Raw genomic sequence first — 15,135 nt, 5'->3', positions numbered from 1 at the left:
GTGCACGCATTGTGCGGCTCAGCTATCGCGCGAGATAACGAAGCGCGCGGCGTCCTTCAAGGTTTCTGCGGCATCGCCATAGGGGGTCAGCGCCTCGCAGGCCTGTTCCATCAGGGCGCTGGCGCGTGTTTTTGCGGCGTCCAGTCCTAACAGCGACACAAAGGTGGCCTTGCCCGCATCAGCATCTTTACGGACGGCTTTGCCAACCTTGGCCGCGTCGCCTTCCACGTCCAAGATGTCATCTGCGATTTGAAAAGCAAGGCCAAGCGCATCGGCATAGCGTCGCAGCGGGGTCTCATCCGCCCCGGCCATCACGGCACCTGCGGTAGCGGACCAAGAGATGAGACAGCCGGTCTTACGGTTTTGCAGCTGTGTGATCTGTTCCAGATCCAGCGGCGTGGTGGCGGTTTCTGCCGCGATATCCAGCATCTGCCCAGAGACCATCCCGTCCTTGCCAGAGGCTTGCGCCAGACCACGGATCAGCGGCAGCGCCTGCGGGCCGATCCTGGGGTTGGCGAGCAGCTCAAACGCAAATGTCTGCAGGCTGTCGCCCGCCAGCACCGCCATCGCCTCATCCCATTTTTTGTGAACGGTGGGCTGACCGCGGCGCAGATCGTCATCATCCATGCAGGGCAGATCATCATGCACCAGCGAGTAGGCGTGAATACATTCGATTGCCAGTGCCGCCTCTAGCGCGGCCTCCTCAGTGATGCCATGCAGGCGGGCGCTCTCCAGCACCAGAAACCCGCGCAGCATCTTGCCGCCGGTGACGGCATAGCGCATCGCAGCGTGCAGCGCATCGCCGCCGCCGAGCCGCGCATCCATATGCGCTGTGATCCGGGTCTGCGCGTCCTTCAACGCCTGCGCAAAAGGGCGCGCAGAACTGTGGTGTTGCGCGGTGGCATCTGCGGCGGCAGCCATGGGTCAGCCAGCATCCAGAGGCTGGGTGCCGGTCGGCGTACCCTTGGCATCCAGCGTGATCGCCGCCACCTTTTCCTCGGCCCGCTTCAGCTCATCCTCGCAGCGTTTCTTCAACTTGGCGCCGCGGTCATAGAGCGCGATGGAGGCATCCAGCGCCACATCGCCACGTTCCAGCTGGTCCACCACGGTTTCAAGCGCGCGCATCGCCTGTTCAAAGCTCAGCTCTTCAACAGGAGTCTCGTTGGATGTGTCGGTCATGTGCCTGCCTCTATCAATTCTTCCACATGGGCTTTGGCCGCTGCGGCCAGCGCGTTCAGATCATATCCCCCCTCCAAAGTCGAGACGATACGACCACCGCACAGCTCTGCCGCCAACGCGCAGAGCTCGCGGGTCAACCAGCGGAAATCCTCGGTGCTCCACATCAGTTCTGCCAGCGGGTCGTCCTGATGGGCGTCGAATCCGGCCGAAATTATGATCAGCTCCGGTTTGAAGGCCCGCAACCGTGGGAAGGCCTGATCGACATAGGCTGCTTTCATCTGAACGCCGCCTGATCCGGGCGGCAATGGCAGGTTCAGGATCTGGCTGTGGGCGCCATCTTCCTCCGGTCGACCGGATCCGGGCCAAAGCGGCATCTGCTGGCTGGAAATGAACAGCGCGCGTGCCTCATCCCACAACAGATCCTGCGTACCATTGCCGTGATGCACATCGAAATCCACCACGGCCACACGGGCCAGACCGTGGTGATCCAGGGCATGTTTGGCCGCCAGCGCGGCATTGCCGAACAGGCAAAACCCCATCGCAGTGTCGGTTTCCGTGTGATGGCCGGGCGGGCGCACGGCGGCAAAGGCATTCTGGACCGCGCCGCTGACAACCAGATCCACCGCCCGCACTGCTGCCCCTGCTGCGCGAAACGCCGCATCCAGCGAGCCTGGCGACAGGAAGGTATCCCCATCAATCCGGCCAAACCCCTCCTTCGGCAGCGCCTTGCGCAGATCCGCGAGATAGCTGGCCGGGTGAATGCGCAGGATATCATCCTCTGCCGCCATCGGCGCGGTGACACGGGGCAGCCTCAGCCCCTCAAGCGCATGCAGCACATGTTCCAGTCGGGCCACTCGTTCGGGGTGGCCGTCAGGTGTGACATGGGTCAGGCAATCAGCATGGGTGATCAAGGCAGTCGTCATGAGGCGTCCCCGTTTCTTCCGGCCGCTTCTTCTGGCCACAAATATCCCCGTCGAAGGCTCAAAATACCGCGCAGCGGTTCCCGGCCCTGAGGCTTAGTCCGGTGCCAACATATAGCCCGCACCGCGCACCGTCTGCAGGTATTGCGGCTGTTTCGGATTGGGTTCGATCTTGCGCCGCAGGCGGGTGATCTGAACGTCCACCGCCCGTTCCTGCGCCTGCCCTCGATCGCGGCCCAGATCCTCGACCAGTTTGGTGCGGCTCACCGGTTCGCCCGGACAGGCGGAAAAGATCTTCATCAGCTGGTTTTCGGTGCCGGTCAGGCGGATCAGCTCCTCGCCCTGCCACATCTCGCCGCGTTCAATATCATAGCGGATTGGCCCCAGATGCAGCACCTTGGGGGCGGCCTCGCTGGCGGCCGGCTCCGGCATCCGCCGCAGGATCGCGTTGATCCGCAACAGCAGCTCCTTGGGTTCAAACGGTTTGGCCAGATAATCATCCGCGCCCGCTTCCAGCCCTTCGATGCGGTCTTCGGTCTCTCCCTTCGCCGTCAAAAGCAGGATCGGTGTGGCGATGGTTTCGCGCAGCGACCGGGTGAGAGAGATCCCATCCTCGCCCGGCATCATCACATCCAGCACAATCAGATCGAAATCCAGCCCCGACAGCACCCGCCGGGCATGGGCCGCATCGCGCGCGGCGGTGACCAGAAACCCGGCCCGCATCAAGAATTTCTTCAGCAGGCCACGGATGCGCTCATCATCATCGACAATCAGCAGATGGGAATCGAACTGGGTCATGTGCCACTCTCCCGCAGCTTGGCGTAGGCGCGGCGCATATCGGCATCCATCATCGCCTCCAGCACCCGTTTGAAGCCCTGAACCGCTTCCGGTCCGGCATCCTTATACGCGGTGCGCATCCGGGCGCGCTGGGCATCCGACAGGGTGGCCTCCAATGCGCGCCCCTTATCGGTCAGGAACAAATGCCGTTCCCGTTTGTCGGTGACCCCAACCCGGCTCTCGACCAGACCGTCGCCGATCAGCGCCCGGAGCACGCGATTGAGCGACTGTTTGGTCACCCCGAGAATGGACAGCAGGTTGTTCACCGTCGTGCCCGGTGCGCGATTGATGAAGTGGATGGCCCGATGGTGCGCCCGGCCATAGGCCATCTCCGCCAGGATCCGATCCGGGTCTGCGGTAAATCCGCGATAGGCAAAGAACATCGCCTCGATGCCCTGCCGCAACTGCTCATCCGTCAGAAACAGCAGGCTTTCGCCGCCAAATCCCTGCCCCGGTCGCCCTTCTGCCATGGGTCTCTCCCTGTTGTGCTGGGGTCATTTTAAGTCAGCGTTGTTGACATTCCAAGTCCGAAGATGTATCGAATCGCAGGTTTAGCGCAATATTATGTCCGAACCGGTCATATGGTGCGCAACTTATGAAAATTCGGCGAGATATTAGGAGGTGCGCCATGGCTGGGTATGATGATCGGGACGGTTTGATCTGGATGGATGGTGAGATGGTCAACTGGCGCGATGCCAAGGTCCACATCCTCAGCCATGCCATGCATTACGCCTCCTCCGTCTTTGAGGGCGAGCGGGCTTATAACGGCAAAATCTTCAAAAGCCGCGAACATTCCGAGCGGTTGATCGCCTCGGCCGAGGCGCTGGACATGCCGATGCCCTACACCGTCGATCAGATCGAAGCGGCGAAGGATGAAACCCTCAAGGCCTCTGGTCTGCAGGATGCCTATGTGCGCGCGGTTGTGTGGCGTGGCTCGGGCGAGGATATGGGTGTCGCATCGGCGAAAAACCCGGTGCGCATGGCCATCGCGGTCTGGGGCTGGGGTGCCTATTACGGCGACGCCAAGATGCAGGGCGCCAAGCTGGATATCGCGGAGTGGAAACGCCCAAGCCCGGAAACCATCCCGGTTCACGCCAAGGCGGCGGGCCTCTACATGATCTGCACCATCTCCAAGCACAAGGCTGAGGCCAAGGGCTGCTCGGATGCGCTGTTCATGGACTATCGCGGCTATGTGGCGGAGGCGACCGGCGCCAACATCTTCTTCGTGAAGGACGGCGAGGTTCACACGCCGACACCTGACTGTTTCCTGAACGGCATCACCCGTCAGACCGTGATCGGCATGCTGAAAGATCGCGGCATCACCGTGCATGAGCGTCACATCATGCCGGAAGAACTCGACGGGTTTGAGCAATGCTGGCTGACCGGCACCGCGGCAGAGGTCACCCCCGTTGGCCAGATCGGCCCGCACAGCTTTGAGGTGGGGGAACTGACCCAAGACATCGCCAAGGCCTATGAGGAGCTGGTGCGCAGCTGATCATCCAGCCGTTTCCGATCCGGTTAAACTGCAAAAGCGCGGAGGTGACTCCGCGCTTTTTCCGTATGCGCCCAGCCCCTGCGTGCAGGGATCGGACGTGCATGAAACCGGGTCTCAGACCAGTTCAGTTGTGACGGTCACATTGCCGCGCACAGCGTTGGAATAAGGACAGATCTTGTGGCCTGCCTCGGTCACGGCCTGTGCTTCTTCGGGGGAGAGGCCGGGCAGCGCCACCTTCAGCGCGACCGTCAGGCCAAAACCGCCCTCGTCACGCGGACCGATGCCGACCTCGGCGTGGACCGACACATCATTCGGGACTTTGGCCAGGCTGTCATCCTGCGTGGTCGCAAATTTCATAGCGCCAATATAGCAGGCCGCATAGCCGGCTGCGAACAGCTGCTCGGGGTTGCTGCCGTTGCCGCCGCCACCCATCTCCTTGGGCGGATCCAGATCAAAGCTGAGGTCGCTGTCGTGAATGCTGGCCTTGCCATCGCGGCCACCGGTTGCAGTGGCTGATGCGGTATAGACGGGGGAGACGCTCATGGCGGGATCCTTTCCTGGGTCACTGTCGGAGTTATTTATGTCGTGTGCGATATAAATGGGTCTCCTTGCGCCAAGGTCAAGTCCTTGCAGATGGATCGTGCGCGATTTAAATTATACCTATGACCAATGCGCCGCCTCCTGACATCCCGGATACGCCGGATCTTTTGTGTTTTGCCATCTATTCGGCAAATCATGCGTTGACCCGGCTTTACCGTCCTTTGCTGGCGCCTTTAGGGCTGACCTATCCGCAATATCTGGTGCTGATCTCGCTTTATCACGCTGACGGGCAGACCGTCGGCGCATTGGGCCAGCGGCTGGATCTGGAAACCAATACGCTGACGCCCTTGCTGAAACGGATGGAGGTGGCGGGTTTCCTGTCCCGGGTCCCCAACCCAGAGGATGACCGCAGCCGATTGGTCCAGCTTAGCGCAAAGGGCCGGGATCTTGCGGTGCAGGCAGGCGAGATCACCGCCTGCGCGGTTGAGGAGATGGGCGGCGATCTTCAGGATATTCTGGACCTGCGCGACCGGGTCAATGCGCTGCGGGCACGAATGGCGGCCAAGTAGAGCGCGGCGCGGGCTGTGGCTTACCCCTTGGGATCTGTGACAGACCGCGCCTTGCCACGTTCCAGCCCCAGCCGGCTTTCACGCCAGATCACCAGCACATTGCCGGCAATCACCAGTCCGGCGCCAATCAGCATCACCAGCGTCGGCAGCTCGTTGAACCAGATGTAGCCCAAGAGGATGGCAAACAGCATCGAGGAATAGTCATAGGGCGCCAGCATGGAGGCGGGCGCAAAACGGTAGGAGGATGTGACAAGGATCTGCGCCACGCCCCCGACCAGACCCGCGCCGATCAAGAGTGCCAGCGTGGTTGGATCAGGCCAGACCCAGCCGAACGGCAGCGTGCACAGCGACAGGATCGAGGCGGTGAGCGAAAAATAGAACACGATGGCGGCGGTATGCTCCGTCATCACCATGCGGCGGATGTGGATCTGCACCAGTCCGCGCGCCATCGTGGCGATCAGGATCAGGATGGCGCCGATAGTCGCGGTATCCCCCAGATCGCCACTGCCCAATCGCGGCCAGAGCATCACAAGAACGCCAATCAACCCGATGGTCACGGCGCTGATTCGGATCAGCCTGATCCGCTCGCCCAGCAACAGGGCCGCCAGAATGAGTGTGAAAATCGGGGTGGCATAGCCAATCGCCGTGACTTCTGGCAGCGGCAGCATTCCCAGCCCCATGAAGGTCATGCCCATCGCAGTTGTGCCCAGAATGCCGCGCAGGAAATGCTTGCCCGGATGGGTCGTTCGCAGTCCGCGCCCCAGCTCGCCCCGCATGGACAGCCAGACGAGAATAACCGGAATGGCAAAGAAGGAGCGGAAAAACACCGCTTCACCAGCGGGCACCACGTCGGAGGTCGCCTTGATAATCGCCGACAGCCCGGTGAACAGGGCAATCGCGGCCAGTTTCAGCGCGATGGCGCGGCCGGGTTGATGCGATGTTAAGGATTTGACCATGGCCAGACCCTGCGCCGCCGCGTCGAAAAGTGCAACGGGTTGATTTTCCCGCCCGGCTTTGTCCAAGGTCACGCAGCACCGCAATCATCTGTCACTCGCCGCAAGGAGCCCTCCGAATGTATGACGCCAATCCGCTGATCTGCCACCTGCGTGCGGCGTCCCTAGGGCGCGAGGACGCCCTGTTTGCCACCCGTCCCGGCGCGGATCCGGTCAGCTATGGCGATCTCTTTGCGGGGGCGGAGCGTATGGCAGCCGCACTTGTTTCACGTGGAGTCACACCGGGCGATCGTGTGGCTGTGCAGGTGAATAAATCCCTTGCGGCACTCCAGCTCTATCTGGGAACAGTGATGGCGGGGGCGGTGTTTCTGCCGCTCAACCCCGCCTATACCGATGCCGAGGTTGCCTATTTCATCGGGGATGCCACGCCATCTGTGTTTGTCTGTGATCCTGCACGGCTTAACGGGGTGCAAGGGGTGGCAGGAAGGGCGCATCTTCTGACGCTGGATGGGGTGGGGCAGGGCAGTCTTGCGGATCTGGCGGCAGGCCAGAGCGGGTTCGATCCCGTGGCGCGCGCGCCCTCTGATCTGGCGGCGATCCTTTATACCTCTGGCACCACCGGGCGCTCCAAGGGGGCGATGCTCAGCCATGAAAACCTCTATTCCAACTCACTGACCCTGCGCGATTACTGGCAGTTCACCGCTGAGGATGTGCTGATCCACGCCCTGCCGATCTTTCACACGCATGGGCTGTTTGTGGCGACCAACGTGGCGCTTCTGGCAGGCGCGCAGGTGGTGCTGCTGCCCGGTTTCGATGCGGAGGCGATTTTGGCAGCGATGCCAACATCTACCGCGCTGATGGGGGTGCCGACCTTCTATACGCGGCTCTTGGCGGATGCACGGCTGACCCCGGATCTGGCGGCCAATATGCGGCTGTTCATTTCTGGGTCCGCGCCGCTTCTGGTGGAGACCCACGAGCAATGGCAGGCCCGCACCGGTCACCGTATTCTGGAACGTTACGGGATGACGGAAACCAATATGAGCACGTCCAACCCTTATGAGGGCGAACGGATCGCAGGCACCGTTGGCCCCGCATTGCCGGGGGTGGAGGCGCGTGTGACACTGGACAATGCAGAAATCCCGCTGGGCGAAATTGGCGTGCTGGAAGTGCGCGGCCCGAATGTCTTCCAAGGCTACTGGCAGATGCCGGAGAAAACCGCCGAGGAGCTACGCCCGGATGGCTGGTTCATTACCGGTGATCTCGCCAAGATCGACAGCAACGGCTACGTCACCATCGTGGGCCGGGAAAAGGATCTGGTGATCTCCGGCGGCTTCAATGTCTACCCGAAGGAGGTCGAGGCGTTGATCGACGATCTGCCGGGGGTGCTTGAAAGTGCGGTGATCGGCGTGCCGCATCCCGATTTCGGCGAGGCGGTTGTGGCTGTCGTGGTCCCGGCTGGGGAGGGCACCGATGCGGCAACCATCCAAGCGGCGTTGTCAGAACATCTCGCGAAGTTCAAACGGCCCAAACACATCGCGCTGATGGAGGAATTGCCGCGCAACACCATGGGCAAAGTGCAGAAAAAAGCGCTGCGCGAAACATTCGCCCAGCTGTTTACCTGACTGGAGAAGGTGCCGCCGTCTCGCGTCTGACATCAGGGCGAGACGGCGATCGGATCAACCGCCGATGTGGCCTTGGTTCTCCCCCACCTGACCGCGATGCAGCAACAGGTGGTCCAGGATCACGCAGGCCATCATCGCCTCTGCCACCGGCACCGCGCGAATACCGACGCAGGGGTCATGGCGGCCTTTGGTGATGACCTCGGCGGCGCTGCCATCCTTGCGGATCGACTGGCGCGGCGTCAGGATTGAGGAGGTGGGTTTGACCGCAAAGCGCACTACGACATCCTGCCCGGTGGAAATGCCACCCAGAATGCCGCCTGCATGGTTCGACGAATAAACCGGCTGGCCATTCTCGCCGAGGAAGATCTCATCAGCGTTTTCGGAGCCTTTGAGGACCGCCGCATTCATGCCTTCACCGATTTCGACGGCTTTGACGGCGTTGATCGACATCATCGCTGCGGCCAGATCGGTGTCCAGTTTGCCATAGATCGGCGCGCCTATGCCTGCGGGCACGCCGCGGGCCACAACCTCAATCACCGCGCCGACGGACTCGTGATCCTTGCGCAGTGCTTGCAGGTAATCTTCCCAGTCCTGCACCGCCGCAGCATCGGGGATCCAGAAATCATTCTGGTCGATGGCGTCCCAGTCAAACCGGCTGCGGTCGATTTCCATCTCCCCCATGCGGGTCATGTAGCCTTTGATCTCCAGTCCGGGGACCAGCGCCTTGATCGCTTCCCGAGCCACACCGCCTGCCGCAACACGGGCTGCGGTTTCGCGGGCTGAGGACCGGCCACCCCCGCGGTAGTCGCGGTTGCCGTATTTCTGGAAATACGTGATGTCCGCATGGCCGGGGCGGAAGGTCTGGGCGATCTCGCCATAATCCTTGGAGCGCTGATCAGTGTTTTCGATCATCAGCTGGATCGGTGTGCCGGTCGATTTCCCCTCGAACACACCGGACAGGATTTTGACCGCGTCCGGTTCGTTGCGCTGGGTCATATTCTTGTTCTGACCGGGGCGGCGCTTGTCCAGCCACCGCTGCAACATTTCAGGGTCAATCGCCACATTCGGCGGGCAGCCATCAACCGTCGCACCCAAGGCGGGTCCGTGGCTTTCGCCCCAGGTGGTGACGCGGAACAAATGGCCAAAGCTGTTGATCGACATGGGCGCGGTCTCCTTTGCGGGATTGCTTAGCGGGGGAGGGCGGCTCTCTCAAGGGGTTTCCTGTGTTGCGCGGATCGTTGGGGGCGCTGCCCCCGCCGCCCCTTGGGGGTCTCCCCCGGGATGTTTCCTGCCAAAAGATGGGGTGACTTAACCCGGCAGAAAGGACAGGCAGACTCCCCCAATGTTTCGCGTGCGAAACAATTGGTCAGCCATTCTGCCGTTCTTTGAGCATATGTAACACCGCAATCGCTTGTCTTTCGCGGGTCTGCCGCTTAGGGTCCGCGCCACCTCGGGGTGCGCCTTCGGCGCTGAGATCACACCCGTAGAACCTGAACCGGCTAGAACCGGCGGAGGGAAGGTATGGACTGGCTCCTCCCTTGCCCCTCGTCACGATGGAGGATGCCATGAAACATCTTGTACTTGCAGCGGGGCTGCTGGGCGCAACGGCAGCCTATGCCGATACGCCTGAATTGATTGTCTACACCTACGACAGCTTTGTCTCTGACTGGGGACCGGGTCCGGCCGTCGAGAAAGCCTTTGAGGCGACCTGCGGTTGCGATCTGAAGCTGGTCGGCGCAGGCGACGGCGCGGCGCTGCTGGCGCGGGTGAAGCTGGAAGGCGCGCGGTCTGATGCTGATGTGGTGCTGGGGCTGGATACCAATCTGACTGCGGCGGCCAAGGAGACGGGCCTGTTTGCGGATCATTCGGTCAGTGCCGATTATGCGCTGCCCTTCGTCTGGGAAGACGCCACTTTCGCCCCTTATGACTGGGGGTATTTCGCATTTGTGCATAAGGCCGATGCTGTCGCGCCGCAGAACTTTGGCGAACTGGCTGCGAGCGATCTGAAAATCGTCATTCAGGATCCGCGTTCGTCTACGCCGGGGCTGGGATTGTTGATGTGGGTGAAGGCTGCCTATGGCGACAAGGCGCCTGAGGTCTGGGAAGGGCTGGCGGATAATGTGCTGACCGTGACCAAGGGCTGGTCGGAGGCCTATGGTCTGTTTCTGGAGGGTGAGGCGGATATGGTGCTGTCCTACACCACCTCGCCCGCCTATCACCTGATCGCCGAGGAAGACGCCGGCAAGGCGGCAGCGGTGTTTGACGAAGGTCACTACATGCAGGTCGAAGTTGCCGGCAAGCTGGCGAACAGCGATCAGCCGGAGCTGGCGGATCAGTTCCTCGCCTTCATGGTCAGTGACGCGTTCCAGTCGGTGATCCCTACCACCAACTGGATGTATCCGGCAGTGACCCCGGCAGAGGGTTTGCCCAAAGGGTTTGAGACCCTGGTGTCGCCAGAAAAATCACTGCTGCTGAGCGAAGACGAGGCGGCGGCGCTGCGCGATGTGGCGTTGGATGAATGGCTGACCGCGCTCAGCCGTTAAGATCCCGCTGGGGTCTGGGCGTCGCTGCCTGTGTGGCGGCGCTGATTCTTGGAGCGCTGGCCGCAGTGGTCTGGCGTGCCGAGGTGGGGCGGGGCATCGGCCCTGCCGATTGGGCTGCAATCCGGTTTACCCTGATGCAGGCTGTTCTGTCCGCCCTGTGCAGTGTGGTGCTCGCCGTTCCGGTGGCGCGCGCGCTGGCGCGACGGCGGTTTGTCGGGCGACGTGTGCTGATTGCCCTCATGGGGGCGCCGTTTATCTTGCCGGTGATTGTGGCAATCCTTGGCATTCTTGCGGTGTTTGGCCGTTCGGGCTGGCTGAGCGATCTGCTGGGCCTGCTCGGGTTTGAACCGGTGCAGATTTACGGGTTGCACGGGGTTGTGCTGGCGCATGTGTTTTTCAATCTGCCACTGGCGACGCGGTTGATCCTGCAGGGCTGGCAGGAAATCCCGGCAGAACGGTTTCGTCTGGCGGCGCAGATCAATGCGGATCGCCGGGCGATGTGGCAGTTGCTGGAGGCGCCAATGCTGCGGCAGGTGGTGCCCGGCGCGCTGGCGGTGGTTTTTGCGATCTGCCTGTCGAGCTTTGCCGTGGCGCTGACGCTGGGGGGCGGGCCGCGGGCCACCACCATTGAACTGGCGATCTATCAGGCGTTTCGATTTGATTTCGATCTGGCGCGGGCGGCGCTGTTGTCGGGCGTGCAGCTGTTGTTGACCGGCGCGGCGGCGCTGGTGGCCCTGCGGGTGGCGACGGGCGAGGGGTTTGGTGCCGGATTGGACCGTCCGGTACGGCGTTGGGATGGGCAGGGCGCGCTGGCGCGGGGGCTGGATGGTGCCTGTCTGATTGCGGCGGCGTTGTTTTTGCTGTTGCCGCTGAGCGCGATTGTGATTGCGGGTCTGCCGGGCCTGCTGTCGATGGGGGCGTCGGTCTGGCTGGCGGCGGGCAATTCGGTGCTGATTGCAGGGGTGAGCACGGTTGTGCTGCTGGCGATTTCCCTGCCGATGGCGGTGGCCGTGGCGCTGGGCCGGGGTGGGTTGGTGGAGCTGTCGGGCCTGTTGGGGCTGGCAGTATCGCCGCTGGTGATTGGCACCGGCCTATTTATTCTGATCTATCCGGTGGCGGATCCCTTTGCGCTGGCGCTGCCGGTCACAGCGGTGGTGAATGCGCTGATGTCGCTGCCCTTTGCGCTGCGCATTCTGATCCCGCGGGTGCGGGAGGTGCTGGCGCGCTATGGCCGTCTGTCGCTCTCGCTTGATATGCGGGGCTGGGTGTTTCTGCGCCGGGTGCTGCTGCCCCGTCTGCGCCCGCAGATCGGTTTTGCCGCTGGGCTGGCGGCAGCGTTGTCGATGGGGGATCTGGGCGTGATTGCGCTGTTTGCCGATAGCGAAACCGCGACATTGCCTTTGCAGATCTATCGCCTGATGGGGGCCTACCGGATGGAAGCGGCCTCGGGTGGGGCGCTGTTGCTTTTGTGCCTGTCCATGGGGGCGTTTTACATTCTCGACCGGGGAGGGCGTCGACATGCTGAAACTTGAGAACTGCCTATTGGATAACGGCGGTTTTATCGTGCGTGCGGATCTTACGATCGAGGCAGGCCATCGGGTGGCGGTGATCGGTCCCTCCGGGGCGGGCAAGACCACGCTGATCGAGGCCATCGCGGGGTTTGTTCCCATCACGGCCGGAACGCTGTCCTGGCAGGACCGTGCGCTGACCGATGTATTGCCGGGGCAGCGGCCGATTGCGATGCTGTTTCAGGACGGCAATCTGTTTCCGCATCTGAGCGTGGCACAGAACGTGGGGTTGGGGATCCGCCCGAACCTGCGTCTGAGTGTTGACGAACAGGAAAAGGTGCGCGCGGCGATCACACGGGTTGGCCTTCAGGGTATGGAAGAGCGCAAGCCCGCCGCGCTGTCTGGTGGCCAGCAAAGTCGTGTGGCACTGGGCCGCGTGCTGGTGCAGGGGCGTGATCTTCTGCTGCTGGATGAGCCATTTGCGGCGCTGGGGCCAGCGCTGAAGGCGGAGATGCTGGATCTGGTGGCGGACCTGGCGGCAGAGACCGGGGCGACCGTGCTGATGGTCAGCCATGATCCGGCAGATGCGCGCCGGATTGCCGATCAGGTGGTGTTGGTGGCGGATGGCGTGGCACATCCGCCGGTGGCGACGGCGGAATTGCTGGACAATCCGCCGCCTGCGCTGAAGGCCTATCTGGGATAGGCCCACGCACCCTGAGGATTTAGGCGCCTAGTGCCTCTTGGCGGGTTTTGACGATCATGAGCGCTGCATTGGCCGCCTCGCGCCCCTTGTCGACAAAATGGGCGCGGTAGATCGCGTTGTGATGATCGGTTTCCTGATAGTGGTGCGGCGTCAACGAGACGGACAGGACCGGCACGTTGGTCTCCATCCCGGCCTGCATCAGACCGTCCACGACAGCCTGGGCGACAAAATCATGGCGATAGATGCCGCCATCCACCACAAAGGCCGCGCAGGCGATGGCGTCGTATTTACCGGTCTTGGCCAGTTCTTTGGCCAGAAGCGGCATTTCAAAGGCACCGGGCACGTCAAATACGTCGATCTGCTCGGCGGGGATCAGCTCCTGAAAGCCCTCCAGCGCGCGATCAACGATATCGGAATGCCAGTGCGCCTTGATGAAGGCAAATCGGGTGTGTGTCATTGTGGTATCTCCTATAGGTTTGACACGTCACCCAAGGCGATCACGAGTGATGAGGGCACACGTCCCCCGTGGCCCTGTCACACGTTCTCTTCCATCCGGACTATGACCGTCGGCTCTGGAGTTGCACCAGATCTGCTGACACTTCCAAAAACCTGGAAGCCGCTCGCGGGCTTGCGGGACTGGCCCGCTTACCGCCGGTGGGGAATTCCGCCCCGCCCTGAGAACAGCGCGACCATGGCTGCAAGACAGGTCAAAGGCAAGAGAAAGAGCGCCCTAGGCACGCGGCAAAGGGGGTTTTCCCCGCCGAGGTTGTGGCTAGAGTGCGTGATGTTCGATCTGGTGCAGGGCGCATACTGACTGCCCTGCCGAAGAGTCATCGCCGACCGGTCATTGGGTCCAACGAAAAGGATAGTCGATATGAAACTCTATCACGCGCCGACCTCCCCCTATGTGCGCAAGGTCATGGTGCTGCTGCACGAGACAGATCAGCTGGCAGATGTGGAGCTGCGCCCGGTGGCCACGACACCGATTTCCCCGGCGGGCGACCTGAAGGCGGCCAATCCGCTGGCGAAGATCCCGGCGTTGGAGAGGGCCGATGGGGCAACGCTGTATGACAGCCGGGTGATCTGCGCCTATCTGGCCGAGCGTGCGGGCAATGCGCTTTATGCCGGCGGCTGGGACACGCGGGTGCTGGAGGCCACGGCCGATGGCATCATGGAAGCGGCGGTATTGCTGGCCTATGAAAAGCGCCTGCGCCCGGCGGACAAACAGTGGCCAGAGTGGATCGAAGGGCAGTGTGGCAAGGTGCTGGGCGGTTGTGCGGCGCTGAACACCCGCTGGATGTCGCATCTGCAGGGGCGCTTGCGGATTGGCCAGATCGCGGTGGCCTGTGCGCTGTCCTATGTGGATTTCCGCCATCCGGATATGGGGTGGCGCAACGGCAATGAGGCGCTGGCAGAGTGGTTTGCCACATTCGATTCGCGCCCGTCAATGCAGGCGACACGCCCGCCGGAAAGCTGAAATCTGGCGCAGGCGGCCCCTTGAAATCGGGGGCGCCTGCGCAAATATGTGAGGCTGTTTGCAACAGTTGCGCATAATTACTTGCGGATGCGTCCATCTGCGCGCCTATGACCGCTGGACGAAAGCCCTTCTCCCCGCTAGATACCCGCGATGAGTCACTGCGTTCTTTGCGCAGTGAATGCGCATGTTTGCCCTAAACGGGCGCTGGAATTGGAGAAAACCTCGTGTCCCACGCAGAAGACAACGAAGGAACCCGGAGAGATTTCCTCTACTACGCCACTGCCGGCGCCGGGGCAGTGACTGCGGGTGCCGCAATTTGGCCCCTGGTCAACCAGATGAACCCCTCGGCTGACGTTCAGGCTCTGTCCTCGATCATCGTGGATGTGAGCGGCGTGGAAGTCGGGACTCAGCTCTCGGTTATGTTCCTTGGCAAGCCGGTGTTCATTCGCCGTCGTACCGAAGAAGAAATCGAAGAAGCCCGTGCTGTCGATCTGGCGGAACTGCCCGATCAGCAGGACCGCAATGCGAACAAACCCGGTCTGGACGCATCCGACGAAAACCGCACCCTGGATGACGCTGGCGAATGGCTGGTGATGATGGGTGTGTGTACCCACCTTGGCTGTGTGCCGCTGGGTGACGGTGCAGGCGAATTCAACGGCTGGTTCTGCCCCTGCCATGGTTCGCACTACGACACTGCCGGTCGTATCCGCAAAGGCCCCGCACCCGAGAACCTGCCGGTTCCGGCCGCGGAGTTCATCGACGAAACCACCATCCAACTGGGATAAGGGA

17 protein-coding genes and 2 riboswitches are annotated in these 15,135 nt (G+C 62.1%); of the genes, 8 read left to right on the top strand and 9 right to left on the bottom strand.

Annotation, left to right across the window (positions count from 1 at the left end):
* Window positions 1-18 precede the first annotated feature (18 nt).
* The 5 genes from D1820_RS12050 to D1820_RS12030 all read right to left on the bottom strand — a co-directional run bounded on the left by D1820_RS12050 (window position 19) and on the right by D1820_RS12030 (window position 3,406).
* On the bottom strand, window positions 19-921 hold the full coding sequence (locus D1820_RS12050) for a polyprenyl synthetase family protein (RefSeq protein ID WP_118069244.1): 903 nt from the start codon (window positions 919-921) through the stop codon (window positions 19-21).
* Window positions 922-924: 3 nt separating this feature from the next.
* Window positions 925-1,179: an exodeoxyribonuclease VII small subunit gene (locus D1820_RS12045; protein WP_040175280.1), complete on the bottom strand. Its 255-nt coding sequence runs from the start codon at window positions 1,177-1,179 to the stop codon at window positions 925-927.
* Window positions 1,176-2,102 (bottom strand): histone deacetylase family protein, encoded by a 927-nt coding sequence (locus D1820_RS12040; protein WP_118069243.1) that lies wholly within the window; start codon window positions 2,100-2,102, stop codon window positions 1,176-1,178. The genes D1820_RS12045 and D1820_RS12040 overlap by 4 nt, the downstream gene beginning before the upstream one ends.
* 93 nt (window positions 2,103-2,195) lie before the next feature.
* Entirely contained in the window at window positions 2,196-2,897 is a 702-nt protein-coding gene (locus tag D1820_RS12035; RefSeq protein ID WP_040175285.1) for a response regulator, read from the bottom strand.
* On the bottom strand, window positions 2,894-3,406 hold the full coding sequence (locus tag D1820_RS12030; protein ID WP_024098794.1) for a MarR family winged helix-turn-helix transcriptional regulator: 513 nt from the start codon (window positions 3,404-3,406) through the stop codon (window positions 2,894-2,896). Before D1820_RS12030 ends, D1820_RS12035 begins: the two co-directional genes overlap by 4 nt.
* A gap of 158 nt (window positions 3,407-3,564) precedes the next feature.
* Here D1820_RS12030 and D1820_RS12025 point away from each other — a divergent pair, with 158 nt between their 5' ends.
* Window positions 3,565-4,431: a branched-chain amino acid aminotransferase gene (locus tag D1820_RS12025; protein ID WP_118069242.1), complete on the top strand. Its 867-nt coding sequence runs from the start codon at window positions 3,565-3,567 to the stop codon at window positions 4,429-4,431.
* 114 nt (window positions 4,432-4,545) lie between these two features.
* Here D1820_RS12025 and D1820_RS12020 read toward each other — a convergent pair whose 3' ends face one another.
* A complete protein-coding gene (locus tag D1820_RS12020; RefSeq protein WP_040175289.1) occupies window positions 4,546-4,974 on the bottom strand; it encodes an organic hydroperoxide resistance protein in 429 nt (142 codons plus the stop codon).
* A 119-nt stretch (window positions 4,975-5,093) separates the two neighbouring features.
* Here D1820_RS12020 and D1820_RS12015 point away from each other — a divergent pair, with 119 nt between their 5' ends.
* Window positions 5,094-5,540, top strand: a complete 447-nt coding sequence (locus tag D1820_RS12015) for a MarR family winged helix-turn-helix transcriptional regulator (protein ID WP_102898008.1) — start codon at window positions 5,094-5,096, stop codon at window positions 5,538-5,540.
* A gap of 20 nt (window positions 5,541-5,560) precedes the next feature.
* On the opposite strand, the gene D1820_RS12010 is transcribed toward D1820_RS12015, so the two are convergent.
* Entirely contained in the window at window positions 5,561-6,496 is a 936-nt protein-coding gene (locus D1820_RS12010) for a DMT family transporter (RefSeq protein WP_118070180.1), read from the bottom strand.
* 116 nt (window positions 6,497-6,612) lie between these two features.
* Between D1820_RS12010 and D1820_RS12005 the strand changes: the two genes are divergently transcribed.
* Window positions 6,613-8,115, top strand: coding sequence for a malonyl-CoA synthase (locus D1820_RS12005; RefSeq protein ID WP_118069241.1), 1,503 nt, complete (start codon window positions 6,613-6,615; stop codon window positions 8,113-8,115).
* A 54-nt stretch (window positions 8,116-8,169) separates the two neighbouring features.
* Here the strand turns inward: D1820_RS12005 and aroC are convergent, their stop codons facing one another.
* Entirely contained in the window at window positions 8,170-9,276 is a 1,107-nt protein-coding gene (aroC, locus tag D1820_RS12000) for a chorismate synthase (RefSeq protein WP_118069240.1), read from the bottom strand.
* A gap of 280 nt (window positions 9,277-9,556) precedes the next feature.
* Window positions 9,557-9,649, top strand: a riboswitch (TPP riboswitch).
* 31 nt (window positions 9,650-9,680) lie between these two features.
* Between aroC and thiB the strand changes: the two genes are divergently transcribed.
* Genes thiB through D1820_RS11985 form a run of 3 tightly spaced genes read left to right on the top strand, consistent with a single transcriptional unit; the run spans window position 9,681 to window position 12,869 of the window.
* Window positions 9,681-10,658, top strand: a complete 978-nt coding sequence (gene thiB, locus D1820_RS11995; RefSeq protein ID WP_118069239.1) for a thiamine ABC transporter substrate binding subunit — start codon at window positions 9,681-9,683, stop codon at window positions 10,656-10,658.
* Window positions 10,634-12,190 carry a thiamine/thiamine pyrophosphate ABC transporter permease ThiP gene (locus tag D1820_RS11990; RefSeq protein ID WP_118069238.1) on the top strand — a complete coding sequence of 519 codons (1,557 nt, stop codon included), beginning with the start codon at window positions 10,634-10,636 and terminating at the stop codon, window positions 12,188-12,190. The genes thiB and D1820_RS11990 overlap by 25 nt, the downstream gene beginning before the upstream one ends.
* On the top strand, window positions 12,177-12,869 hold the full coding sequence (locus tag D1820_RS11985) for an ATP-binding cassette domain-containing protein (RefSeq protein ID WP_118069237.1): 693 nt from the start codon (window positions 12,177-12,179) through the stop codon (window positions 12,867-12,869). Before D1820_RS11990 ends, D1820_RS11985 begins: the two co-directional genes overlap by 14 nt.
* A gap of 19 nt (window positions 12,870-12,888) precedes the next feature.
* Here D1820_RS11985 and D1820_RS11980 read toward each other — a convergent pair whose 3' ends face one another.
* On the bottom strand, window positions 12,889-13,326 hold the full coding sequence (locus D1820_RS11980) for a 6,7-dimethyl-8-ribityllumazine synthase (RefSeq protein ID WP_118069235.1): 438 nt from the start codon (window positions 13,324-13,326) through the stop codon (window positions 12,889-12,891).
* A 79-nt stretch (window positions 13,327-13,405) separates the two neighbouring features.
* A riboswitch (FMN riboswitch) is annotated at window positions 13,406-13,555 on the bottom strand.
* A 188-nt stretch (window positions 13,556-13,743) separates the two neighbouring features.
* Between D1820_RS11980 and D1820_RS11975 the strand changes: the two genes are divergently transcribed.
* A complete protein-coding gene (locus tag D1820_RS11975) occupies window positions 13,744-14,346 on the top strand; it encodes a glutathione S-transferase (protein ID WP_118069234.1) in 603 nt (200 codons plus the stop codon).
* 224 nt (window positions 14,347-14,570) lie between these two features.
* Complete coding sequence (gene petA / locus D1820_RS11970; RefSeq protein ID WP_118069232.1) at window positions 14,571-15,131, top strand: ubiquinol-cytochrome c reductase iron-sulfur subunit; 561 nt, start codon at window positions 14,571-14,573, stop codon at window positions 15,129-15,131.
* The last annotated feature ends 4 nt before the right edge of the window (window positions 15,132-15,135 follow it).

The sequence above is a fragment of the Phaeobacter sp. LSS9 genome (assembly GCF_003443595.1).
Lineage (GTDB): Bacteria > Pseudomonadota > Alphaproteobacteria > Rhodobacterales > Rhodobacteraceae > Phaeobacter > Phaeobacter piscinae.
This window is presented reverse-complemented; position numbering and strand designations above follow the sequence as displayed.